At 37.7% G+C, this 21967-nt stretch carries 25 protein-coding genes; 17 read left to right on the forward strand and 8 right to left on the reverse strand.

What is annotated here, in order from left to right; all coding sequences use genetic code 11:
• The gene (locus LVD15_RS08190; protein WP_233779811.1) at window positions 1–600 is read right to left on the reverse strand and encodes a hypothetical protein; all 600 of its coding nucleotides are present in this window, start codon (window positions 598–600) and stop codon (window positions 1–3) included.
• 30 nt (window positions 601–630) lie between these two features.
• On the reverse strand, window positions 631–1614 hold the full coding sequence (gene gldB, locus LVD15_RS08195; protein ID WP_441710586.1) for a gliding motility lipoprotein GldB: 984 nt from the start codon (window positions 1612–1614) through the stop codon (window positions 631–633).
• A 111-nt stretch (window positions 1615–1725) separates the two neighbouring features.
• On the opposite strand from gldB, the gene LVD15_RS08200 reads away from it, so the two are divergent.
• From LVD15_RS08200 to LVD15_RS08215, 4 genes are all read left to right on the forward strand, one after another.
• A complete protein-coding gene (locus LVD15_RS08200) occupies window positions 1726–2223 on the forward strand; it encodes an outer membrane beta-barrel protein (protein ID WP_233779813.1) in 498 nt (165 codons plus the stop codon).
• A gap of 31 nt (window positions 2224–2254) precedes the next feature.
• Entirely contained in the window at window positions 2255–2683 is a 429-nt protein-coding gene (gene tnpA, locus LVD15_RS08205; protein ID WP_233776130.1) for an IS200/IS605 family transposase, read from the forward strand.
• A gap of 74 nt (window positions 2684–2757) precedes the next feature.
• A complete protein-coding gene (locus LVD15_RS08210) occupies window positions 2758–2922 on the forward strand; it encodes a hypothetical protein (RefSeq protein WP_233779814.1) in 165 nt (54 codons plus the stop codon).
• A 12-nt stretch (window positions 2923–2934) separates the two neighbouring features.
• Window positions 2935–4275: an HTTM domain-containing protein gene (locus LVD15_RS08215; protein WP_233779815.1), complete on the forward strand. Its 1341-nt coding sequence runs from the start codon at window positions 2935–2937 to the stop codon at window positions 4273–4275.
• On the opposite strand, the gene LVD15_RS08220 is transcribed toward LVD15_RS08215, so the two are convergent.
• Together LVD15_RS08220 and LVD15_RS08225 are read right to left on the reverse strand one after the other, a co-directional pair.
• On the reverse strand, window positions 4262–5311 hold the full coding sequence (locus LVD15_RS08220; RefSeq protein ID WP_233779816.1) for an alpha/beta hydrolase: 1050 nt from the start codon (window positions 5309–5311) through the stop codon (window positions 4262–4264). The two genes, LVD15_RS08215 and LVD15_RS08220, sit on opposite strands and share 14 nt — an antisense overlap.
• Window positions 5312–5319: 8 nt before the next feature.
• On the reverse strand, window positions 5320–5973 hold the full coding sequence (locus LVD15_RS08225) for a YciI family protein (RefSeq protein WP_233779817.1): 654 nt from the start codon (window positions 5971–5973) through the stop codon (window positions 5320–5322).
• 151 nt (window positions 5974–6124) lie between these two features.
• Between LVD15_RS08225 and LVD15_RS08230 the strand changes: the two genes are divergently transcribed.
• Window positions 6125–6313, forward strand: a complete 189-nt coding sequence (locus LVD15_RS08230; protein ID WP_233779818.1) for a hypothetical protein — start codon at window positions 6125–6127, stop codon at window positions 6311–6313.
• Here the strand turns inward: LVD15_RS08230 and LVD15_RS08235 are convergent.
• From LVD15_RS08235 to LVD15_RS08245, 3 genes are read right to left on the reverse strand one after another with little or no spacing between them, the layout of a single operon-like run.
• Window positions 6306–7079: an aminotransferase class V-fold PLP-dependent enzyme gene (locus LVD15_RS08235; RefSeq protein WP_233779819.1), complete on the reverse strand. Its 774-nt coding sequence runs from the start codon at window positions 7077–7079 to the stop codon at window positions 6306–6308. The two genes, LVD15_RS08230 and LVD15_RS08235, sit on opposite strands and share 8 nt — an antisense overlap.
• Window positions 7080–7097: 18 nt before the next feature.
• Window positions 7098–7451: an aminotransferase class V-fold PLP-dependent enzyme gene (locus LVD15_RS08240; protein WP_233779820.1), complete on the reverse strand. Its 354-nt coding sequence runs from the start codon at window positions 7449–7451 to the stop codon at window positions 7098–7100.
• Window positions 7452–7456: 5 nt separating this feature from the next.
• Window positions 7457–8356, reverse strand: coding sequence for a hypothetical protein (locus LVD15_RS08245; protein ID WP_233779821.1), 900 nt, complete (start codon window positions 8354–8356; stop codon window positions 7457–7459).
• 206 nt (window positions 8357–8562) lie between these two features.
• Between LVD15_RS08245 and LVD15_RS08250 the strand changes: the two genes are divergently transcribed.
• The 3 genes from LVD15_RS08250 (at window position 8563) to LVD15_RS08260 (ending at window position 11267) form a co-directional block, all read left to right on the forward strand.
• Window positions 8563–10035: a hypothetical protein gene (locus tag LVD15_RS08250; protein WP_233779822.1), complete on the forward strand. Its 1473-nt coding sequence runs from the start codon at window positions 8563–8565 to the stop codon at window positions 10033–10035.
• A complete protein-coding gene (locus tag LVD15_RS08255) occupies window positions 10035–10757 on the forward strand; it encodes a glycosyltransferase family 2 protein (RefSeq protein ID WP_233779823.1) in 723 nt (240 codons plus the stop codon). Before LVD15_RS08250 ends, LVD15_RS08255 begins: the two co-directional genes overlap by 1 nt.
• Before the next feature lie 222 nt (window positions 10758–10979).
• The gene (locus LVD15_RS08260) at window positions 10980–11267 is read left to right on the forward strand and encodes a hypothetical protein (protein WP_233779824.1); all 288 of its coding nucleotides are present in this window, start codon (window positions 10980–10982) and stop codon (window positions 11265–11267) included.
• On the opposite strand, the gene LVD15_RS08265 is transcribed toward LVD15_RS08260, so the two are convergent.
• Window positions 11248–11640 (reverse strand): VOC family protein, encoded by a 393-nt coding sequence (locus LVD15_RS08265; RefSeq protein ID WP_233779825.1) that lies wholly within the window; start codon window positions 11638–11640, stop codon window positions 11248–11250. The genes LVD15_RS08260 and LVD15_RS08265 overlap by 20 nt on opposite strands.
• Before the next feature lie 149 nt (window positions 11641–11789).
• On the opposite strand from LVD15_RS08265, the gene LVD15_RS08270 reads away from it, so the two are divergent.
• The 9 genes from LVD15_RS08270 to LVD15_RS08310 all read left to right on the forward strand — a co-directional run bounded on the left by LVD15_RS08270 (window position 11790) and on the right by LVD15_RS08310 (window position 21962).
• On the forward strand, window positions 11790–13571 hold the full coding sequence (locus tag LVD15_RS08270) for a chloride channel protein (protein ID WP_233779826.1): 1782 nt from the start codon (window positions 11790–11792) through the stop codon (window positions 13569–13571).
• Between the two features lie 567 nt (window positions 13572–14138).
• Entirely contained in the window at window positions 14139–14612 is a 474-nt protein-coding gene (locus LVD15_RS08275) for a TlpA family protein disulfide reductase (protein WP_233779827.1), read from the forward strand.
• Window positions 14613–14623: 11 nt separating this feature from the next.
• Complete coding sequence (locus LVD15_RS08280; RefSeq protein ID WP_233779828.1) at window positions 14624–15238, forward strand: thioredoxin family protein; 615 nt, start codon at window positions 14624–14626, stop codon at window positions 15236–15238.
• A 66-nt stretch (window positions 15239–15304) separates the two neighbouring features.
• Window positions 15305–15820 carry a DinB family protein gene (locus LVD15_RS08285; protein WP_233779829.1) on the forward strand — a complete coding sequence of 172 codons (516 nt, stop codon included), beginning with the start codon at window positions 15305–15307 and terminating at the stop codon, window positions 15818–15820.
• Between the two features lie 18 nt (window positions 15821–15838).
• Complete coding sequence (locus tag LVD15_RS08290) at window positions 15839–17140, forward strand: D-alanyl-D-alanine carboxypeptidase (protein WP_233779830.1); 1302 nt, start codon at window positions 15839–15841, stop codon at window positions 17138–17140.
• 1 nt (window position 17141) lies between these two features.
• Complete coding sequence (locus LVD15_RS08295; protein WP_233779831.1) at window positions 17142–18233, forward strand: glycoside hydrolase family 3 protein; 1092 nt, start codon at window positions 17142–17144, stop codon at window positions 18231–18233.
• Window positions 18234–18238: 5 nt separating this feature from the next.
• Window positions 18239–19042: an N-formylglutamate amidohydrolase gene (locus LVD15_RS08300; RefSeq protein WP_233779832.1), complete on the forward strand. Its 804-nt coding sequence runs from the start codon at window positions 18239–18241 to the stop codon at window positions 19040–19042.
• Window positions 19039–20409, forward strand: coding sequence for a formimidoylglutamate deiminase (hutF, locus tag LVD15_RS08305; protein ID WP_233779833.1), 1371 nt, complete (start codon window positions 19039–19041; stop codon window positions 20407–20409). The genes LVD15_RS08300 and hutF overlap by 4 nt, the downstream gene beginning before the upstream one ends.
• 131 nt (window positions 20410–20540) lie before the next feature.
• Window positions 20541–21962: a S41 family peptidase gene (locus tag LVD15_RS08310; RefSeq protein ID WP_233779834.1), complete on the forward strand. Its 1422-nt coding sequence runs from the start codon at window positions 20541–20543 to the stop codon at window positions 21960–21962.
• Window positions 21963–21967: the final 5 nt, after the last annotated feature.

A 21967-nucleotide genomic window follows, 5' to 3' on the forward strand; every position in this document is an offset into this window, starting at 1 on the left:
TTAGTTCTGAATATCGTGGATCAATTGTGCATATCCAAATGAATTTTGCAAAGGTAGCGCTTGAGGTAGCTCAGAAGTTTCAAAAATATACCTAAGAGTCTTCTGTAAATCCTCTTCTGCTTCTGTACCGTAAGCTTCAAAAGCTAAAGTCCAGAAGTCTTTATCAAGTATAGTGATATTAGAGAGCTCCATCTCACAGCCTTGCTCTACTCTTTGCTTCATTTCTATCTTATCAGGATAGCCGCCTGCTAAGGTGTATTTATTCATCAACCGTGATTTAGTTACCGGAAGCCAGGTTTCAGGCTGCTCTATCATGTACGACCATTCCTGATTATCTTGCACCAAATAGCTCCATTTGCTGTAGGACTCTATTTTTGCTTTATGTTCTTCAAAAGAGAAAAGCCCTACTTCTTTTAATAGCGGCTTCATTTGTATACTTCCTTCACGAAGTTTAATACCTAACGAGCCGTTTTCTGTTTTATTGAAATAATAATCAGTGCGTACACTTTGTTCTTCTGGGGCAAATGGACTAACCCACTGCACCATTGCTTCAGGGAGTTTGCCCTGAAAGATCCATCTTACTTCAAAGGAGTTTAACATGGCTTTTATAACACATAATTGTGTATGAAGTTATCTTTTAGGTTTATAATGAGAATCGTTGAAAATCTTTTTTGAATCAGTGTTTTGCATTAATTCCTGCAGGGTTACTTCATCATTACGATCCATGTACTGCCTTACTACCTGCCAACCCAGCCAAGTGCCAATTCTTCCTGGTGCTTCTTCTCCTATTTCATAGGTTTTAGGCCTTTCTTCAATATATTTTTTCTTTACAAGGTGATCAGTCTCATACAAGAGCTTGTTTTCAAGAAAATGAGCCCAAACAATATCTTCATTCTCTCTTGATCCATTAATTTCTTTACCTGAATACCAGATTAAAAGGCTGTCTGGTGTGCAAGGCATCATATGCTTGGCAAAGTAAAAGGACTTACCATAGCCTATCATATCTGCCAGCATGGTCTTATCGCTGGTATTGGTTTTATTGTACTTTGACGAAATACCATAAAGAAGCATAATAGAAGGAGTGATGTAGCTGGGTCTGTACCTTTCCAACATATAGCTATATAAGCCAATTGGCCTGTATTTAGCACTGTCTCCTAAATAATAGTCTAGGCCTACCACTATCAGCGAGTCAGAAATAAACATATCATTATCTAAACCTGTGGCAATGAATTTTACCTTGGGTAACTCTGCTTCGGGATAGTAATATTTAAAATTAGTAAAGGCGCTATTTAGCTCACCTTTGAGCGTGCTGAGGTCTCCGAATACGCGATTTATCTCCTGCTGTAGGGTATCTATATGCGGATTTTGAAATTTTCTATAGAGTACATCCATCATCACGGAGTCATCAGGGTATTGAGTTCTCCTTAAGAAATACTCTCTTATTATGGGATATTCATTAAGAAAGGATCTTAACTCATCTTTTGATTTTACTCCTAGCAGTGCGGAGTCTAGCCTTTCAAAGTCAAGGTTTACCTGTATGCCAGAGGTATCTGGCTGATATACACACTCATCATAATTGTTAGAGCACGAGCTAATAAGTAAAACACCGAAAATGGCTGCTAGTAAAACGGGAAATCCTTTTTTTCATGATCAAACTATTCGTTTATTTGGGCGTTAAAGACCCTAAGTCTTTCAACTTGCTAAGTAACCAAAAAATTATTGCAGATGAGAAAAAAACTGCTGATTCTACTATTTTTCTTCATTTCCTATGGGTCATATGCTCAGGTGGAACTAGGTTTCAAATTTACTCCTACTATCTCTAGTTCGAGGTTAAATTCTGACTCTGATGACTTTAATTATAGTAGTGACGGGGTAGGGATAAGGTTTGCCGCGGGGCCTTTTGCTGATTTTGCTTTTAGAGAAAATTACTATTTCAGCACAGGGGTATTTTTGGTTTCTAACCGATCAGCCTTTGAGATTACTGATAAAAATAATACCGTTAGATACAAAGAGGAATATGGCGTGCAGTACATACAAATACCGGTGGCCATAAAGCTATACACAAATGAAATAGCCTTGGACAAGCGCATTTATTTTCAGGTAGGTACTACTATGGAGTTTAATGTGAAAGAAAAGGAAAAGGAGGAGGAATACTTTGTAGTAGAGAACTTCAGATTCTTTAATGTCACACTCTGGGAATGGGAGAAAATCCCTCGCCTTTAGGCGAAGACTTTAGTATTTGCGATATTTCCCTATGGAAAACTACAGAAAAGGGTCTCACACCTTGTTTGATTTGAAATATCATATAGTTTGGGTAACGAAATATCGCAAGCAAGTTTTGGTAGGAGCAGTGGCAGAGCGAAGTAGAGAGTTGATACGAGAGATTTGTAAATCGAATGAAGTAGAAATAGTAAAAGGTCATGTGTCACAGGACCATATACATTTGTTTGTATCCGTACCTCCCAAACTGTCAATAAGTAAGCTCATGCAATATATAAAAGGGAAAACCTCACATAAGTTACTATTTGAGTTTAAGCATTTACAGCGACAGTTTTGGGGTAAGCACATTTGGGCGCGAGGCTATTTTGCAGTAACAAGTGGGAATGTGACAGATGAAATAATAATGCAGTATATAGAGAATCAGGATATTGAAGATAAAGACGATAATTTTAAAATTAGCTAGTGACTTTAGCCGCCTTTAGGCGGAATCAAATCTACCGGCTTTTAGCCGGTTAGTTATTTAATTCAACTTTGCAGGTGGGTTTTGGCCTTGATTATAAAATAGGATTAAATACCAGCCTTTTTGCCGGAGTATCTTATAACCGAGGGTTAGTAAATCTGGTAGGCGATAGAAGTGATATGGTAGATAAGTTTTCATTAAAGAATGACTATTTCGGACTGGATTTAGGAGTTAAGTTTTAGTAATATCACTCCATGAAAGAAAAACTGTTCAGGCCTGTTGATAACTCACCACTGGTTATTTTCAGGGTCATTTTTGGTTTGCTCCTTACAGCAGAAGCGTGGGGCGCTATTATGACTGGTTGGGTTAAAAAGGCCTTTATTACTCCTAAGATCACATTCCCTTTTATTGATTTTTCATGGCTTCATCCGCTTCCGGGAGATGGTATGTATTATTACTATATCATTATGGGAGTGGCCGGTGTGCTGGTTATGCTGGGGTTATACTATCGTGTAGCTATGATCACTTATGCCCTAATGTGGGCCGGAGTGTATTTTATGCAGAAGACTAATTATAACAACCATTATTACCTGATGGTATTGTTATGTTTCTTGATGAGCACTGTGCCAGCGCATAAATATCTTTCTCTTGATGTAAAACGAAAACCTTCTCTGAAAAGCCTTAGCTGTCCGCAGTGGTGCATATGGGCCTTTGCTTTTCAAATGACCTTGGTATATGTTTTTGCCGCTTTCGCGAAAATGTACCCGGGTTGGATGGAGGCCGAAACGGTAGGCATTTTATTTACTAATAAATCACATTATTGGTTAATAGGCCCTTTGTTAGCACAAAAGTGGTTTCAGGTGGCGGTTTCTCACATGGGTCTGGTGTTTGACTTATTCGTTGGTCCCGGATTACTTTGGAAGAAAACTCGCAAGTACGCATTTATGGCCGCAGTATTTTTTCATTTATTTAATTCAGCGGTATTTCAAGTGGGTGTATTTCCTTATGTGGGCATTGCTATTAGCATCTTTTTCTTTGATCCGGAAACGATCAGAAGGATTTTTCTTAAGAGAAAACCTCCTTTGGAACTCAATGAGGAAACTATAAACTCATATAAGTCTAATTATTTAGAAGGTAGGAAAAAGCTAGTGACCACCTTATTTGTTGGTTATTTCATCTGTCAGGTGCTATTGCCACTCCGGCATTGGTTATTTACAGGAGATGTAAACTGGACAGAAGAAGGCCATAGAATTTCATGGCGTATGATGCTCCGCATTAAATATGGCACTATCATGTTTCATATTAAAGATCCGGCTACAGGAGAAACATGGAAAGTACGACCTACCGAATACCTTACGCCCAAGCAGGCGGGCAAAGTGGCCTCTCACCCTGATATGTGCTGGCAGTTTGTTCAAATCCTAAAAAAGGAATACGCAGATAAGGGCTTTCCTGATGTAGAAATTTATGCCAGGGGCAATGTAAGGCTCAATCGAGGAGATTTTCATCCGTTGTATGACCCTGAATATAATTTGGCTAAAGCCGAATGGCACCATTTTAAACATGCCGAATGGCTCTTGCCTTTTAAGCAGGATTAAGAACAGGCTCCACAGTAGTTACGCTATCTGATTTCTCCTTTACAGGCACAGGCTTAAGTTTCAGTATTTCTTCTATAAACTGGTAAGTCTCTTTCCTCACTGAGGGTAAATCTTCTGAGGTGAGTGAGGAGCCTATTACATGGTGTCCTGCTTCAGGAAAGGCCACTTTTCTTTTAAGAGCATCGGGTGTCCCTAGCTTATCAAACATTTTTAACTCTGCTTCTACTGAAACGGTATGATCTTGAAGAGAATCGTTTTTATAATAATAGCCTAAAAATGTGGGTTGAGTTACTTGCGCAAAAGTTTCGTCAGTCATGGTTACATCAAGCAATTCTTGAAGTTGCGTAACTGCCTCTATTCTGTATTTATTTTGCCAATAGGGTTTTCTTTCAGGAGATATTTCCCATTCTATGTAATCACTGCCTTGTACTATACGCGCTATTTGTAAGCCCCAGTGTTTATTCAAAATAAAAGCTTCTGGCTGATAAACTTTGATGTTAGGTGAAAACAGAATGAGTCCGGCAATATTTTCATCTCCACCTGCTAGGTATAAAGAAAGAGTGCCTCCTGTGGAGGTAGCAAAAAGAATGGTTTTTTCTCCAAGTTGTTCACCAATAGCTATCGCTTCTTTTGCTGAATTAACATAGTTTTCTGTGGTTAAATCCAGCATAGGTTCTTTTGCATCTACGCCATGAGAATGCAGCCTGGCCAGATAAAGGTTCATGCCATAGCGTTTAGCTATTTCTTCATGTAAAGGAAAGCCTTCCTTTTGGCTGGCAGAAAATCCATGAAGATAAACCAGACTGTAAGGTGTTTTTTGGTACGCAGAATCATACCATACTATTCGAGCTTCATTATCAGGCTTTACATTACCTACAGCCTCTTCTTTTGCTTCTATATCAGCTTCTAGCTGGTATAAATAATGACTTACTTCTGGTAATTCTCGGTTGAGCTCGGGGGGTTCTACTTTGGGCCCGGTGAAGTAAATAGCCACTAGCAATAAGATAATGGCTACCATCCATTTTAGGAATTTCATGATGTTAATTAGTTATTATGTTCGCAAAAGGAGCCTTTGGCTACCCAAATGGTTTTAATTTCAGGGTCAATGATTCCGTTTTTCACGGAGGGGTCGTTCATAATTACTTCTTTGGCTACTTCTCCTTTCATGATCATAGTGCCCCCATCACTATTATCAAACACTCCTTCAGAAATAACATTTCCAGTCTTTTCAATTTCTTTTAAATATACATCATGTTGGCGAAAGAGTTGAGGAGCATCTCTCACATTAAATTTAGTGATGTATGTGTTATACCTTACAAAAGTATAGGTTTCATATTCCAGCGGGTTTTCTGCCATGCAGACTGAGCCTAGTCTTGGTGTCCAGGGGAGTATTTCTGTTTTATACCTTTGGGTGCTGATGGCAGGATCTGTGCTCATCCACTTTCTGGCGGTATCTACTGAGCTGGTGTTTAATATGAAAATGCCGCCTCCATTTTCAAAAGATCCGGCTACTCGTAGCTTATTTTCTTCGGAGAGCTTTTTAATATGCCTTTTGTGGCCTGACTGCAGGCTTTCTTTTTGAGATTTACTGAGATCGCTGTGATGGTGATTGCCACTTAAGAAAACAAACATGTATTTGCTTTGGCCGTGAGCCACTAAGCAGCTAAAGCTAATAATAACAGCAACTAAGAACTTCATAATGTGTGGAATTATCACCTCAATATAAGCGATTTTTGGCGCGAATGTACTCTAAAAATCGAGCTTTTCAGAGAAAATAACAGCATATCAATCTAATAAGTTTAGAGGAATAGTATTTGTTAATTACCTATAGAATCAAAACAAAATTACCATGATTAAGATTTTGGCACTTGTACTGACTATAGTAGGAATTATAGGGCTTATACTTGGTGTTCTTGGAATATTTGGAAGTAGTTTAATAGGTGTAAGCCCATGGGCACTGGCTATACTGGGTTTTATTTTCTTTTTTTCAGGTATTAGTATTCTGAAACGAAAAAGAGATACTGATGAAGTTATTTAAGCTGGAGTAAAATATCTACCAGCTTTTCAATGTCCTCAGCAGTATTATAAATGTGAGGCGAAACCCGGATAGAACTACCACGGAGTGACACACTAATTTGAGCTGATTTTAACTTTTGCATTAGTAAGTTGGTGTCTAAAGGTACCTTAGATTTTATTCCAAATAAATGAGCAGATCTTTCAGAGGCTTGATCTACATAAAAATGGCTGCCTTCGAGCTTTGCTAAAGGCTTTTCTATTATGTTCGCACAGTGAGACTGAATATTTTCTGGCTTCCATTGGTTGAGTAATTTTAAGGCTTGTAGCATCATAGGCACAAGAATAAAATTACTATGCTCGCCAACATCATACCTAATAGCCTGGGGCTGGTAGCCTGATTTATAATTTACCAGGCCTGCAAAATCTTCGCTATTTTCACGGTTGATCCAGTTTTCTTCTATGGGTTCGCCATTATCAAAATATGAGCCGAAGTATGCAAGCCCAATGCTATAGGGGCCAAAAAGCCACTTATAGCCCGCACAGATAAGTGCATCGGGCTGAATTTCTTGTATTCTGAAAGGCAAAGCTCCTACTGATTGTGTTCCATCAATTGTGAGCAGTGCTCCCACTTCTCGTGTTTTTTCTCTGATCTTTTTTAAGTCAAACAAATATCCATCAGCCCAATAAGCATGAGGTAGAGCTACGGCTTTAGTTTGGCTGTCAATAGCTTGGAGAATATTTTCATTCCAGCTATCATGAGATGAAGTAGGCCTCTTGATTATTTTCATTTCCGCATCATGCTGGTCTCAGGCCTTTTGCCAACTATAATAGTTGCTCGGAAATTGCTCAGCAGCCATTACTATGTTATCTCCTTTTAAGAGCTTTATATTTTTAGCTACAGTAGCTAAGCCATAGCTGGCAGATGGAATTATGGCTATTCTTTTAGGTTCATCGGCTCTTATTAGTTTGGCAAACTCTTCCCTCAGTAAGTCTCCTTCTTCAAAAAAATCATCGGTCGTGATTATGCCAGGGTTTCTTTTCTTAATCATACCTTGCATGCCTGCTTCTTCCACAGATTTAACAAGGGGTGACATATAGGCACAGTTAAGATAAGTTTGCTCTTCCGGTATTTGAAATTCTTTAAGTGCCGATTCAAACATGTTTTTTAGAAAGTTAAATGTAGTGAGTCTCTTAGATATTCGTATTTATTGCTGTTTTTGCTCCAATAGTCAATATGCAGCATACGATCAAAAGTGGCAGAAGTGCTTACTGTTTCACCTTTTAAATTTATAAACGTCTCTTCCCAGGAGTTTATTCTATGCGGAAATTCTTTATTGAAATTAATAGATAAGGAGCGGTCTTTATATTTTATGCGATAGGAGAAAGTGCTATCAGTAGGTTCTAAAGTTGCTTCCACGGGCTGTGCTGATAGTGGCTGGTGTAGCAGTCTGGCATAAAATAAACCAGGAATCATTTCAAACTTACCGGTAGGTAAAGAGTGGTAATTAATTTTGATGCGATTCCATATTTCATCTTCCAGAATATATTTATCCAAATCAAAAACTTCATCGGCTTCTGATTCAAAATAAGAGTAAGTGTTAACCTGATATTGATTGTGTCTGAGGTTCATCTGGGTAAATACATGGCCACACCATTCCTGTCCTGACATGGTCACTTTTAAGGTTGAGCTGTCTTTGGCCAAATCAATAGGGCTAAACGCAGATAGCATGAGGGAGTATGGATAAATGCCAGTATTAAATTTTTTAATGAAATTGAGCTTCATTACGGAGACCTTATCATTGCCAGTCTTTTCAGGGTGATCCAGCTTTACTTGCTTATATCTGGAAAAGGGTTCTGTTACAAAAATTAAGGTCGCATTGCCTTTTCTTTCTTCTCCGTAGCGCGATTGATTGAGTTGATAAGTGGCTACTTCGGCTTTGCCAGAATACCAATACTCTTCAAATTCGGGTGTGATTTCAGAAAATTCAGAATCGTTTTCCTGTTTTTGGCAAGCGAATAATAGGGTAATTAGTGCTAAGGAAGTAATGTATTTTATAAAATTCATTAAATAATTAATAATTCAGCGTTGCTAATCAGAGTAGTTTGATACACTTTTGGAATACTGTTAATTTAGAAATTATTTTGTCTATTGAAGATAGATTATTTTGCTTACATCACAAATCTTTATATTTACCCAGGCAAACTGTACTTATGACTCAACCAACCTCTGAAACCAACAAGACCACGTCAAAGCTAATTTACCTCGGTATTTTGGCAGTAATATTTGTAGTAGCTTATGCTTATACCTTCGATAGTAAGGTGGCCATGCTGGGAGATAATGCTTCTTATTATATGCTTGGTAAAGCGCTCTCGCAGGGTGAGGGCTATGTTAGTATTTCTAGCAGTAGTCATAACCCTAACAACCATTTCCCTCCCGGTTATCCTGCTATTATAAGTGTTATTATGCTTATAAGTAAAGATATTACATTCATAAAGGTTTTTAATGGTCTGTTGCTGATGGCAGGTTTATGGCTACTTTTTGAAGTGCTTTTGAAGATCACCGAAAATAAGGCCTTTAGTTTTACTGTTACGCTGTTATCAGTGCTCAATGCTCACTTGCTTTTCTATGGCAGTATTATGATGTCAGAGGTGCCGTTTTTCTTTATGAGCATGCTCTCATTGTTCTTTTTTATTAAAGTAGATTTTGATAAATGGACCTTAAAGAGCCCTGCCTTAATAGGCTCGATTCTAACCATGATATTTGCCTACTATATTCGATCATTAGGTGTAGCTATTCTGGGTGGCTATGTTTTATTCTTCCTCTTTAAGAAAAATTGGAAATACGCTGCTACCTATTTTATAGGCTTTGTTATAGGCTTTTTGCCGTGGTTTCTAAGAGGCCAAAAGCTTGGAGGAAGTTCATATATGAAACAACTTACTATGATTAATCCATATCAGCCAGCTTTAGGTCAGGCCGATTTTGGTGATTTTGTAGATAGATTCTTTAATAATTTCAGCAGATACATCACTTGGGAGATACCCAGCGCTATTTTTCCTATAAAGGAGCCAGCCTATGGTGGTTCCGCCACAGGTGGAGAATGGTTTCTCGGTTTTGTGCTTTTAGGTTTAATGATATATGGCATTTGGTCTTTACCAAAATTCAGATGGCTTATTGCCGGTTATCTATTAGGTAACTTTGCTATTCTTATGATCTGGCCAGATGTGTGGATCGGCGTAAGGTTTATAGTGCCGCTCGCTCCGCTATTGTTATTTGTCTTGCTAAACGGAATTTATGAATTGGTTAAAAAGCTATATGGCTCACTTGGTAAGAAGGCGGTGCTTTCACCTCTTTATCTCTGTATATTGGTATTATTTGCCTTTTCTCCGGTAAACAAAATTCATGATCAGGCTAAGAAGGAGTACTCACCAGCCTGGAAAAACTATTTTGCCATGGGTACCTGGCTCAAAAGAAATGTGAAAGAGAAAGTAACGGTAAGCTGTGGTAAGCCGGTGCTGTTTTATTTGTATTCGGATACTTATACTTCAAGGTATAAATTTGCACAGGATCCGGAAGAGTTAATTAAAGATCTGGAAGAAAGGGAAGTAGATTATGTGGTGATTGATCAGGTGTATGGAAATACGTTTAGATATTTGCTGCCAGCGGTGAGAAAACACCCAGAGAGGTTTGAGCAAGTTCATCACCTTCAGTACCCAGACACCTATTTGTTAAAGTTTAAGCGCTAATGAGTATAACTAAATTGTCAATAATTATACCTGTGTATAATGAGGCAAAGACCATAAATCAGATTCTTGATAAAGTAAGAACCGTAGTTCTTATAGATAATATAGAAAAGGAAGTAGTAATTGTTAATGATGCTTCTACGGATAACAGTGAAGAGCTAATTCGTGAATATATAAATAACCATCCGGACCTTCTGATAGAATACTATGCTCAGGAGAAAAATATGGGTAAGGGTGCGGCACTGCATAGAGGCATAAAAGAAGCTACAGGAGAGTTTTTGGTTATTCAGGATGCTGACCTGGAGTATGACCCGGAAGAATATAATGATATGCTTAAGCCTATAGTGAACGGGGTGGCTGATGTAGTGTATGGAAGCCGCTTTTTGGGCGGTAATCCGCATCGCATACTGTTTTTCTGGCATTCCATAGGTAATAAATTTCTCACCTTCTTGTCCAACATGTTTACCAATCTAAATCTCACCGATATGGAGACATGTTATAAACTTTTTAATACATCACTTGTTCAAGGGTTAGTCCTTAAGGAAAAACGATTCGGCTTTGAGCCGGAAGTGACCGCAAAAATCTCCCGAGTGAAAGGTATACGTATATATGAAGTTGGCATTTCATACTACGGAAGAACCTACGCAGAAGGGAAGAAGATTAATTGGAGGGATGGATTAAAGGCAATATATTGTATTTTGAGATACAATTTATTTAGAGGTTAAATTACTTTTTGACCCGCCGCTGCCGTCATTTATCGAAATTTATTGAGGTCTGTCAGATTGATAAGATAGAATAATACTTAATAGGAACTTTCTTGCTAGCTTGGTGGTGACTGTCCGGAATGGGGTGTGTGAGGCCGGCTGTTTTTTATTTTTTTTTACCACTTGCAATGGTTCGTGTTTTAGTAATAAACTTTTTAAATTGCATTATAACAAGGCGGAAGAATGATAAAGTCAAGCACTTTTAAAGGAATAGAATACGTTAGAGTTTCTAATCTTCCTCAGGAACAAAAAGAAGCCATCCAAAACTGGTTAAACCGGGATGTAATGATTAAGATATTAACTCCGGAAGGCCTCATGAGAGATTGTATTCTCTATAAAGATTATAAGTCCTGGTTTGAGAAAATATATACAAGCGCTACCCCAATAGATCCTAAAGAAACTAATTCTGAAGTTTCTAATAGGGCAGGTAAGGTAAGTGGGCTAGCCTGGACTAACTCCAAACACCTGTAGGAACTACCTCTAATACATTATTTTCTGGGTCGTGGAAGTAAAATGATTCTTCCCCGCCCTTCCACACTATTGTATCTATAATAGTGATACCTAACTTTTGCACTTTATTTTTCACATTCTCATATTCAGCTTGGTTTACTTCAAAGGCAAAATGCTGATTGCCTTCAGCGTAATGTGCCGGAGGTGAAGTCTTTAGTTTGCTGTCTTCAGGGTTAAAACATAGTAAAACTGATGATCCCACTCTGAAGAAAATATGCTTCTCCTCTTCGTGGTGAATTATCTCTAAACCAAGGGTATGATGATAGAATTTTTTTGCCTTTTGTAAGTCCTTAATATACAGGCAGTTTTCCTTTATTTGTGTGAATTCTTTCATAGTGCTGGTAACAATAATGCTGTGATAGTATTAACATGTGTAACCTCTTTTGGTTAGATGTAGGAAAAGCTGTCAATTTCATAGCTTATTGTTATTGTTTGTAGGCTATTGTTCTAACTTTGCAGCTCAATTAATGAAGCGTTTTGAATGTGAAACACGAGAGTCCTTTGGTGAAATTTTTAGTATGGCGCATTAAACACGTCAGTAACAGAAATTTCGTTCTAATTTTGGCTGGTATCACTGGTCTCATTGCAGGCTTTGCCGCAGTTACCCTTAAGGAAGCAGTACATTTTATTCAGCATCAGCTCACGGGTAACTTTAATAAAGAATATGAAAATTATTTTTATATCGGTTTCCCATTAATTGGTATCCTGCTCACCGTCATTCTTTCCCGATATATTATTAAAGAGAAGATAGGTCATGGTATCCCGCAGATTCTATATGACATTTCTAAAAACGGAAGTATAATCAAGCGAAGCAAGATGTTCTCCCGAATGATTACCAGTGCCATTACTGTAGGTTTTGGTGGATCTGTAGGTTTGGAAGGTCCTATTGTTACTACGGGCTCAGCTATTGGGTCTAATGTAGGTCGCTTTGTGCACATGAATGCCAAAAAGCGAACATTGCTTATTGGCTGTGGTGCTGCCGGAGCCATTTCTGCGATATTTAATTCTCCTGTAGCCGGGGTTATATTTAGTATGGAAGTAATACTTGCCGATGTGACCATAGGCATGTTTATACCTTTACTTATTGCTTCAGTTTCAGGTACACTGGTTTCTATTACGCTTCTTGGTGATGATGTTCTGTTTTCATTTAAGCTAGTGGATAGCTTTAAGGCATCGGACACTCCATATTATATTTTACTGGGAATGATTAGTGGTCTGGTATCAGTATACTTTACCCGAACTACCTATAAAGTAGAAAGCCTTATTAAAAAGGTAAAAAACTATGCTGGCCGTGGATTAGTAGGTGGTGTACTTCTTGGTATTATCATTTTCTTCTTTCCGCCTATATATGGTGAAGGTTATAATACCATTAAGTCTTTACTGGCAGGTAATCAAATGAATATTCTGGACACCAGTTTATTCTTCTCTGAGATTAGCAATATATGGATGGTGTTTATCTTTATGATCTGTGTGATACTCGTAAAGCCAATTGCATCAGCTTTAACTATAGGCTCAGGTGGTAGTGGCGGTATTTTCGCACCATCTTTATTTTTAGGAGGGGTTACTGGTTATCTTTTTGCCTCTGTGCTCAATGTAGTAACCTGGGGAAATGTGAGTGTGAGTACCAGTAACTTTACCTTGGTGGGTATGTGTGGAGTAATGAGCGGAGTGCTACATGCTCCTCTTACAGCAATATTCCTGATAGCGGAAATTACCAGTGGTTATGAGTTGTTTGTTCCGTTGATGCTGGTCTCTGCCATCTCCTTTAGTACCAGCTCATTTTTTGAAAAGCATTCTTTATATACCAAGCACCTGATTGAAAGGGGAGATCTTATTCAGTATGATAAAGACAGGCAGGTATTGAGCTTAATAAATCTGAATAAAATCATTGAAAAGGACCTTCTTAAAATTCATCCTAATGCTACTTTAGGAGAGTTGGTTGATCTGGTGAGAATTTCTAAAAGAAATATATTTCCGGTAGTAAATGAGCATCAGGAACTGCTAGGTGTTGTAACGCTTGATGACATCAGAAATATCATGTTTGATTCTGAAAAGCAGAAGAACACTATAGTAAAAACCTATATGCATAGCCCTCCGGCCTATATTAGCTCTCATGAAAATATGCAATCCGTTATGAGTAAGTTTGAGCTGTCAGGTGCATGGAATCTTCCTGTGATAGATAATGGTAAATACGTAGGCTTTTTATCTAAGTCAAGGATATTTAACACCTATAGGAAGAAGCTTATTCATCATAATCAGGAGTAAAGCTGCCAACAGAATTACCTTACATTTATTGTGGCAAGAAAAATATATTTTCTTTCTCAAAATAATGGTTGAAATCTTGGTTTATTTCCTTAGTTTCGCATCGCTTCGAAATACTGTGCGTAGTTGTCCACAAAGTGGATATTAAATGATTGTCCCGTAACTATCTAATTGCCAGATGTTTATGTTAAGTCGCTTTGGCGATGTGGATAACTTCCTTAAAATGTGGAAAAGTTTTAATTGATTTTTAGGATTCTTTATTTTGTATAATTGCTGTCTTTGAAGAGGTCAATTAGATAATACTTTTTTCGGGAAATATTACACTATTTTATTCGGTGAAAATGCGTTGAGATAGAAGAAAAATCTTTTACTCGGGTAATCTCTATAGGCTCGCATGTGGTGGTTTTTTGGTATTATCTTTAAGTTATGGTCATTTTAACGCTATGTTACTCACTATTTCGCATGAAGTATTCTAGGGTAAGGAGCTGAAAGTTGCAATTCTTAAAATAGTACAATTTATGATTTTTAAATATTTTACTTTTTCCCTCTAAATGATGTAAATTGTGCAGCATGAAGAAACTCGGATTTATTTTAGTTACTTTCCTGTATTCTGTCGGTCTGCAGGCGCAAGATGTTCCTGTAGTAAAGTATGATCGACTGAGCTCAGTAATTGATCAATCAGGAGATGAGATACGGGTCATAAATTTTTGGGCTACCTGGTGTAAGCCTTGTGTAAAGGAATTACCTCTTTTTAAAAGTTTGTCAGAAGAAGATAAAGCGGAGGTGCACTTAGTGAGCCTGGATTATGCAGATAACCTTGATAAAGTAAATGAATTTGTAAGCGCCAATAATTATGCAGATTTAAACGTTATACTTCTCGATGAGATAGATTATAACTCTTGGATAGATAAGGTGGACAATAGTTGGTCTGGAGCTATACCTGCTACGTTAATTATTAACCCGAAAAGTGGCAAAAGGCTTTTTGTGGAAGGTGAGATGAAAGACGGAGCCTTAGAGCGGTATATTAAGCAAGTGTCAAACTAACCGTAATAAATATGATGAAGACCAAATTAATGCTATTATTAAGCTTTCTGGCCTTTTTTGCCGGAAGGCCAATAGAAGAAAAGGGCTATGCTGTAGGTGATACAGTAAAGGACTTTAAGTTGAAAAGTGTTTCAGGTGAAATGATTTCGCTTGATGATTATAAAGATGAAAAAGGAATTATACTGGTTTTTGATTGCAATACTTGTCCTGTGTCTAAAGCCTATAATGAAAGGATAAAAGAATTGCATGCTAAGTTTGCTGATAAGGGATTTCCTGTATTGGCCGTTAACTCTAATGATCCCGGAAGGCAGCCTGGTGATAGCTTTGATGAAATGGTTAAATATGCTGAAGAGAAGGGATATCAGCACACTTATGTACAAGATCTGAAACAAGATGTAGCTAAAAGTTTTGGTGCCACCAATACACCCCATGTATTTGTGCTTAAGAGAACGGGCTCTGACTTTAAAGTGGCTTATATAGGGGCTATAGATAATAATTCTAGAGATGCCAGTGCGGTTACTAAGACTTATGTAGAAGATGCAGTAAATGCATTGCTGAAAGGAGATACTCCTACACCTGATAAAACCAAGGCAATTGGGTGTACTATTAAATGGAAAGAAGCTTAAATAGTTAATTATTGCTTTAATCAAGCTTTGCTTTATCTTTACGTATAAAGCAAAGCTTTTTTATTTATGCCAAAACCAACTTTAGATGTAGTGCCTGAATTTTATCAGGGATATATAAAAGAAATTGAAGAAGAAGAGCTTATACCTGCCCTTATCAATCATGGTAATATTACACTGGATCTGCTAAGATCTATTCCTGAAGTATCTGCAGGGTATCGCTATCAACCGGGAAAATGGTCAATAAAGCAGGTTGTGGCACATATGATTGATGCTGAGCGAATTTTTGCTTATCGGTCTTTGGCTATAGCCAGAAATGATAAAACGCCTTTGCCGGGTTTTGAAGAAAACGATTATGCCGAACAAACTAATGCTGAAAACAGAAGGCTCTATAAAATGATAGAGGAGTATAGCAATGTGAGAGCTTCTACTATTGATTTGTTTAGCAGTTATAATGAAGTCATGCTACAGCGTGAAAATGTTTGTAATGGAAATATGATGTCTGTAAATACCATTGGGTATATAATTATTGGGCATGAGGCTCATCATAGAAGGGTTCTGTCGGAAAGGTATTTATCAAACTAGCTTTTGAAAATAATACCTATGAATGATATAACTCGTCTTGTTTATCTGGGAATCATACTTTGTTTCTGCAGTTGTGCATCTATTAATAAAAAGGAAATTACCCGAGAGCTCATTTCTGTGGAGAAGGAGTTTCATAATCATACTGGCTTTGTGCTTTATGATCCTGAAGAAGATAAAACCATAATTTCTTACCAGGGCAATCAATATTTTACTCCGGCATCTAATACTAAAATCCCTACCCTTTACCTCTCTTTGCATGTACTGCCAGATTCTCTACCTGGTATTTATTATGTAGAAAAAGGTGATTCCCTAATTTTTTGGGGAACAGGAGATCCATCATTTTTAAATGAAAGACTTCCGGAAAGTCAGATATATGAATTTTTAAAAGACTCAGGTAAGAAGCTCTTTTTCTCTGGAGATAACTTTTATGATGATCATTTCGGCTCTGGCTGGGCCTGGGATGATTATGCCTATACCTTCTCTAGTGAGAAATCTCCTTTTACTATTTATGGAAATAATATCAGGGTTAACAAAGGGAGAAACCAATCTTATTTACAAGTAGAACAACCGTATTTCAAAAGATTTTTTTGGTTGGCAGATAGCTCTAATAGAAGTGAGCAGATAGAGCGGGATTATAATTCAAATAGCTTTGTTTATTATCCTCCCACTGCCCCGAAGTTTATTAAAGAAGAAATACCCTTTAAGTACTCTGATTACGTATTCACGCAAGCACTGGCTGATACCCTCAATAAACCTGTTCGTCTTTTGAAAATGGCATTGCCAAAAGATTACGAAACAAAATATAGCATAGTATCTGATTCTGCTTACCGTGTTATGATGCAGCAAAGTGATAATTTTATAGCAGAGCAGCTGTTGCTCACTTGTGCGGGAGTGCTCACTGATTCTTTAAAATCAGAAAATGGAGTCTTGTATGGTCAAAACGAGTTATTTAAAGACGCCCCTGATTCAATGGTTTGGGTAGATGGTTCTGGCCTTTCTCGCTATAACCTGTTCACCCCGGCATCATTAGTTTGGATATGGAGTCAGCTGTATAAAGAGATCCCTCATGAGCGACTTTACTCGCTTTTACCTGCTGGTGGACAACCGGGGACGCTCCGTAGATATTATAAGGCAGAGGAGCCTTATTTGTTTGGAAAAACAGGAACCCTGAGCAATAATCATAATCTAAGTGGGTTCTTAAAAACAAAGAAAGGTAAGGTTTATATTTTTGCCTTTATGAATAACAATTATCCTGAAAAGTCCGGTCCTGTAAAGAGAAGGATGGAAAAAATACTTCAGGATATCTATTTAAATAACTAGTATGAAGAAATATTTCGTTTTTGTTTGCTTGTTGATCAGCGTAAAGGGCTTTTCCCAGAGCATTGATAGTCTTGATTTTAAAATAGGCCAGATGCTTATGGTGGGCTATGCCAGTACTGAAATCAAAGAAGACAATGCTACTATTAAAGATATAGAGACTGGCAAAGTGGGGGGGATTCTGCTTTTTGAAAAAAATATTAATCCCAATAACTCCTATGTAAAGCTTAAGCAACTCACCTGGACGTTACAGCATCATGCTCCGGTTCCTTTGTTCGTAGCTATAGACCAAGAAGGAGGAAAAGTAAATAGGCTGAAAGAGAAATATGGATTTCCTAAGTCAGTGTCAGCTGCTTATTTGGGTAAAGTAGCTAGTCTGGATTCTACTCAGTTTTATGCTGAAATGTCGGCTTCTACTTTAGCGGGTCTGGGCTTTAATGTCAATTTTGCACCCGTTGTGGATCTTTCTATCAATAAAAGCAATCCGATAATTGCCAGAGCAGACAGAGCTTACTCTGATAATCCGGATACCGTGGCGCTACATGCTGCCAAAGTAATTGATGCACACCGTAAATTTAATATTGTTACCGTGCTCAAGCATTTTCCCGGACACGGCAGTTCGCATTCAGATACGCACCTGGGCATAGCTGATGTTACGGATTACTGGCAGTCAAAAGAGGTGACTCCATATGATTCTTTATTGAAAAATGGAGAAATAGATGCTATAATGACAGCCCATATTGTGAATAAGAAATTGGATCCTTTGGGGCTGCCAGGTACACTTTCTAAGAAGGTTGTTACGGGTTTATTAAGAGATAGTCTTCATTATGATGGCGTAGTTTTTTCTGATGATATGCAAATGCATGCCATTACCAAGCACTATGGATTAGAAAAATCTATAAAACTATCCTTACAAGCAGGTGTTGATGTGTTGATATTCAGCAATAATATTCAGGGGAGCGAAAACAGAACGGTAGATACGGTACATGATATTATTAAAAAGCTAATTAAAAATGGCGACCTTACTGAAGAGAGAATTAATGAGTCTTATCAGCGCATAATGAAGCTGAAACGAACCAGAATAGAAACCGAATAATAGGAATGAGTTTATATAATTTAATCGAACCAAAAGTAGATAAGGTGCCTATCTTGATTAGTGTACCTCATTGTGGCACTGATTTCCCTGAAGAAATAAAATCAGGTTATAATGACGAGCTTACTAAAGCTCCTGATGATACAGATTGGTTTGTTGATAAATTATATGATTTTGCGCCAGAAATGGGTATCGCTATGATCACTGCTAACTATAGCCGATGGGTTATAGACCTGAATAGAGATCCGGAGAGTGAACCTTTGTATAATGATGGCCGAATAATTACTGATTTGTGTCCCACCACCACTTTTGCTGGAGAGCCTATATATAAGGAAGGACATATGCCTGGAGGTAAAGAAATTGAAAGAAGGCTAAAAGAATATTACTGGCCATATTACACTAAAATTGATGAAATACTTAGCGGCTTGAAAGCTGAGTTTGGTAAGGTGCTCTTTTGGGATGCCCATAGTATTAGGCAATACGTTCCATTAATAAGAGATGAAGTTTTCCCTGATCTGATTTTAGGAGATAACAATGAGATGACTGCCCATAAAAATTTAATTAATGCCTCTTTAGATGCTTTGAGTACTAAGAGACTCAAGTTGGAACATAACTATCCCTTTAGAGGTGGGCATTTAACGCGTTATTTTGGCAAGCCCCAAGAAAATCAGCATGCCTTGCAGCTGGAGATGAGCAAGATTAACTATATGGATAATAAGGAACTTCATTATGATGAAGAGCGTGCCGGCCATATAAGGAGCTTGTTACAAGATAATTTCAAAGCACTTATTGAAACCCTTAACACTTTATGAAACATTTTCATTTTCAAGCTTTATTACAGAAGGAGGGCTGGTGTGAGAATGTATATGTGGGTGTAGATGAAGCGGGTTTAATCGCCAATATTTCTACTGATCAACCTTCTGGTGATGTTCAAAAAGTAAAAGGATATGTGCTCCCGGCTTTTCAGAATGCGCATAGTCATGCGTTTCAGTATGCTATGGCTGGTCTGGCAGAAAATTTTAAACGTGGAGTAAAGGATAATTTTTGGGCATGGAGAGAAACTATGTACCAAATAGCGCTTACTATTAGCCCGGATGATCTTGAGAATATCGCGGCCATGCTATATTCTGAAATGGTTAGGCATGGATACTCAGAGGTGGCAGAGTTTCATTATCTGCATCATGATAAGGAGGGTAAACCTTATGATAATCTGGCTGAGCATGCCGAGAGGTTAGTGTCTGCCGCACAAAAGGCAGGTATCAAAATTACGTTAGTGCCCATGTTCTATCAAAAGGGTGGATTTGGGCAAGATCCTACGGAAAGGCAACGTAGGTTTATAAGCAAAACCAAAGAAGACTATGGCAAGCTGCTACAAGCTACCAGAAGAGTTACAGAGAAGCATGATTGCGCTTCATTGGGTTTTGGTATTCATTCTTTAAGAGCGGTGGAAACTGATGATATTATAAAAACCTATGAAGAGGCTCCTTTAAATATGCCTTTTCATATTCATGTTTCAGAGCAGCTCAAAGAGATAGATGATTCTTTAGCCTATCTTGGTAAGAGGCCCGTGGAGTGGCTACTAGATCATATTCAGATGGATGACCGATGCCACCTGGTACATGCTACTCATCTTATAAATGCAGAAGTATCTCGGTTAGCAAGGTCTAAGGCCAATGTAGTATTATGCCCTACTACAGAAGGAAATCTTGGAGATGGAATCTTTCGGTTAAGAGATTACCATCATCAGGGCGGCAAGTGGTCTATAGGTACTGATAGCCACATAAGTCTAAACCCGCTTGAAGAGCTGCGTATGCTGGATTATGGTCAGCGGCTAACCTCGCATGAAAGAAGCACCTTTTTAGGGGACAAAAGTTCAAGCAGTAGCGGTTATGCCCTGAGTCAGTTTATTTTTAATGGCCGAAAGGCGATGGGTAGGAGTTCTGAAAATTATTTTGAAGTAGGTCAGCCATTAGACGCTGTTATTTATGATGCTAATGCTCCCTTATTAGCTGCCAGCTCACCTAAGAATGTATTACCTACTATTATCTACTCCCTTGACGCCAGTTACACTGTAGACACTATTGTTCAGGGGCAATTTGCTACTGATAGAGCTCAGATGAATAGAGAATCTATTGTAAAGGCATTTTGTAAGACCATTCAACAACTTGGCATAAGATAATATTTGAATTTTGTATTTATACTAGTGAAAATATAAATGTATTATTAGTCAGATAGTTAAATTATTATTTACTTTAAAGCTGTTTTATTTTGGAGGAAATGGTTTCTCCATCAGGTTTGAAGGTAATTTACATGCGATATTTTATTTCTTTTCTATTGATTTCGGTTTTTTCAGGAGTATATGCCCAGAAATTAAGCAGAGATAAACAGATAGAGGACTTTGATTATTTGGTGAATGAGTTGAGACTAAGGCATCAAGGATTGTATGAATATCAGAGTAAAGATAAAGTTGATTACGCCTTAGATAGCATCCGAGCTGCGCTTACCCGTCAATCGACACTTGATTTTTATAAAACCCTCAGATATACCATTGGCCTTACAAATGAGGGCCACACTTCTATTGATTTGCCAAAATGGACCATGATTAAATTGGGCCTTTCCAAATCGTTTTTACCGCTTTCAGTAAAATTCTTGGGTAATGAGCTAGTGGTGAATCAAAACTATGGTAAGGATAAAGTAGGTGTGAAAAAGGGTGACAGGATTATAAGTGTCAATGGTAAATCAATTACAGAAATTACTAACCATATATTTCCTTTAATACCAACTGATGGTTTTAATACTACTTCTCAATATGCTTGGTCAGGAGGTATTAATTTCTCCTTACTTTATCGGTTAGTTTACGGTAAAACCAAGCGCTATGTATTGGAATTAGAAGAATATGGAACTGGTAAGCAAAAGAACGTTACCATCCCGGCAGTGAGGTTTACGAGCTTTAAAAGTAAGAAGGCTAAGTTGCCATATAGCCACTTCGATTATCAGGATTTTATGTTCGAACAAATCAATGATTCTATAGCCTATTTAAGTATTCCTGGCTTTGGTGAAGATGACTTTGATTATGAAACATATTATAAAGAGCAATTTAAAAAAATCGATTCTTTGAAAATAAGCCACCTTATTATAGGTATTCAATATAATGGAGGAGGCACAGAGGGTAATGAAAATCTGCTTTATAGCTACTTGGATAATAAAAGAATCAGGAAATATGCTAAAGTAACTATGCTGCCCGCTCCCTATGAAAGAAATAAAGAGGATGAGGATTATATATTCGATAAGTGGCAGCTAAAAGGAGCAATTGCAGAAAGAGGCGATTTTACCTTATACAGTGATTATTATTCGGATCTGGAATATGAAAAGCCTATGGATAATTTAGTTTATACCGGCAAAGTATATGTGCTGATTAGTGGTAAGACTTTTTCTGGAGGAGCAGAATTTGCCAGCTTAGTGAAGATGAGCGATAGAGGTATATTTATAGGAGAAGAAGTGGGTGGAGCTTACGAGGGAAATGTGAGTGGTTATGCTGAATATGTAGAATTGCCAAATTCAAAGATAGAAGTAAAGGTGCCTACAGTTCATTTTCAAATAAATGTAGATCCTAAAGTGAAAGGGCATGGAGTAATGCCCGACCATGAAGCTCATCTTACATGGGATGATTACATGCATGGAAATAATTCACTTAAAGATTATACTGTACAGCTTATTTTGGAAGGTGAATAACTAAT

The organism is Fulvivirga maritima, from assembly GCF_021389955.1.
GTDB classification, from domain to species: Bacteria; Bacteroidota; Bacteroidia; order Cytophagales; family Cyclobacteriaceae; genus Fulvivirga; species Fulvivirga maritima.

Excerpts from the sequence above, each read along its gene's own strand:
- LVD15_RS08230 (WP_233779818.1), top strand. The coding sequence starts at position 6,125 with ATGATTAAGATTTTGGCACTTGTACTGACTATAGTAGGAATTATAGGG.
- LVD15_RS08285 (WP_233779829.1), top strand. The coding sequence starts at position 15,305 with ATGCCAAAACCAACTTTAGATGTAGTGCCTGAATTTTATCAGGGATAT.
- hutF (WP_233779833.1), top strand. The coding sequence starts at position 19,039 with ATGAAACATTTTCATTTTCAAGCTTTATTACAGAAGGAGGGCTGGTGT.
- tnpA (WP_233776130.1), top strand. The coding sequence starts at position 2,255 with ATGGAAAACTACAGAAAAGGGTCTCACACCTTGTTTGATTTGAAATAT.
- LVD15_RS08220 (WP_233779816.1), bottom strand. The coding sequence starts at position 5,311 with ATGAAATTCCTAAAATGGATGGTAGCCATTATCTTATTGCTAGTGGCT.
- LVD15_RS08200 (WP_233779813.1), top strand. The coding sequence starts at position 1,726 with ATGAGAAAAAAACTGCTGATTCTACTATTTTTCTTCATTTCCTATGGG.
- LVD15_RS08190 (WP_233779811.1), bottom strand. The coding sequence starts at position 600 with ATGTTAAACTCCTTTGAAGTAAGATGGATCTTTCAGGGCAAACTCCCT.
- LVD15_RS08310 (WP_233779834.1), top strand. The coding sequence starts at position 20,541 with ATGCGATATTTTATTTCTTTTCTATTGATTTCGGTTTTTTCAGGAGTA.
- LVD15_RS08300 (WP_233779832.1), top strand. The coding sequence starts at position 18,239 with ATGAGTTTATATAATTTAATCGAACCAAAAGTAGATAAGGTGCCTATC.
- LVD15_RS08255 (WP_233779823.1), top strand. The coding sequence starts at position 10,035 with ATGAGTATAACTAAATTGTCAATAATTATACCTGTGTATAATGAGGCA.
- LVD15_RS08240 (WP_233779820.1), bottom strand. The coding sequence starts at position 7,451 with ATGTTTGAATCGGCACTTAAAGAATTTCAAATACCGGAAGAGCAAACT.
- LVD15_RS08235 (WP_233779819.1), bottom strand. The coding sequence starts at position 7,079 with ATGAAAATAATCAAGAGGCCTACTTCATCTCATGATAGCTGGAATGAA.
- LVD15_RS08265 (WP_233779825.1), bottom strand. The coding sequence starts at position 11,640 with ATGAAAGAATTCACACAAATAAAGGAAAACTGCCTGTATATTAAGGAC.
- LVD15_RS08260 (WP_233779824.1), top strand. The coding sequence starts at position 10,980 with ATGATAAAGTCAAGCACTTTTAAAGGAATAGAATACGTTAGAGTTTCT.
- LVD15_RS08295 (WP_233779831.1), top strand. The coding sequence starts at position 17,142 with ATGAAGAAATATTTCGTTTTTGTTTGCTTGTTGATCAGCGTAAAGGGC.
- LVD15_RS08280 (WP_233779828.1), top strand. The coding sequence starts at position 14,624 with ATGATGAAGACCAAATTAATGCTATTATTAAGCTTTCTGGCCTTTTTT.
- LVD15_RS08245 (WP_233779821.1), bottom strand. The coding sequence starts at position 8,356 with ATGAATTTTATAAAATACATTACTTCCTTAGCACTAATTACCCTATTA.
- LVD15_RS08275 (WP_233779827.1), top strand. The coding sequence starts at position 14,139 with ATGAAGAAACTCGGATTTATTTTAGTTACTTTCCTGTATTCTGTCGGT.
- LVD15_RS08215 (WP_233779815.1), top strand. The coding sequence starts at position 2,935 with ATGAAAGAAAAACTGTTCAGGCCTGTTGATAACTCACCACTGGTTATT.
- LVD15_RS08290 (WP_233779830.1), top strand. The coding sequence starts at position 15,839 with ATGAATGATATAACTCGTCTTGTTTATCTGGGAATCATACTTTGTTTC.
- LVD15_RS08225 (WP_233779817.1), bottom strand. The coding sequence starts at position 5,973 with ATGAAGTTCTTAGTTGCTGTTATTATTAGCTTTAGCTGCTTAGTGGCT.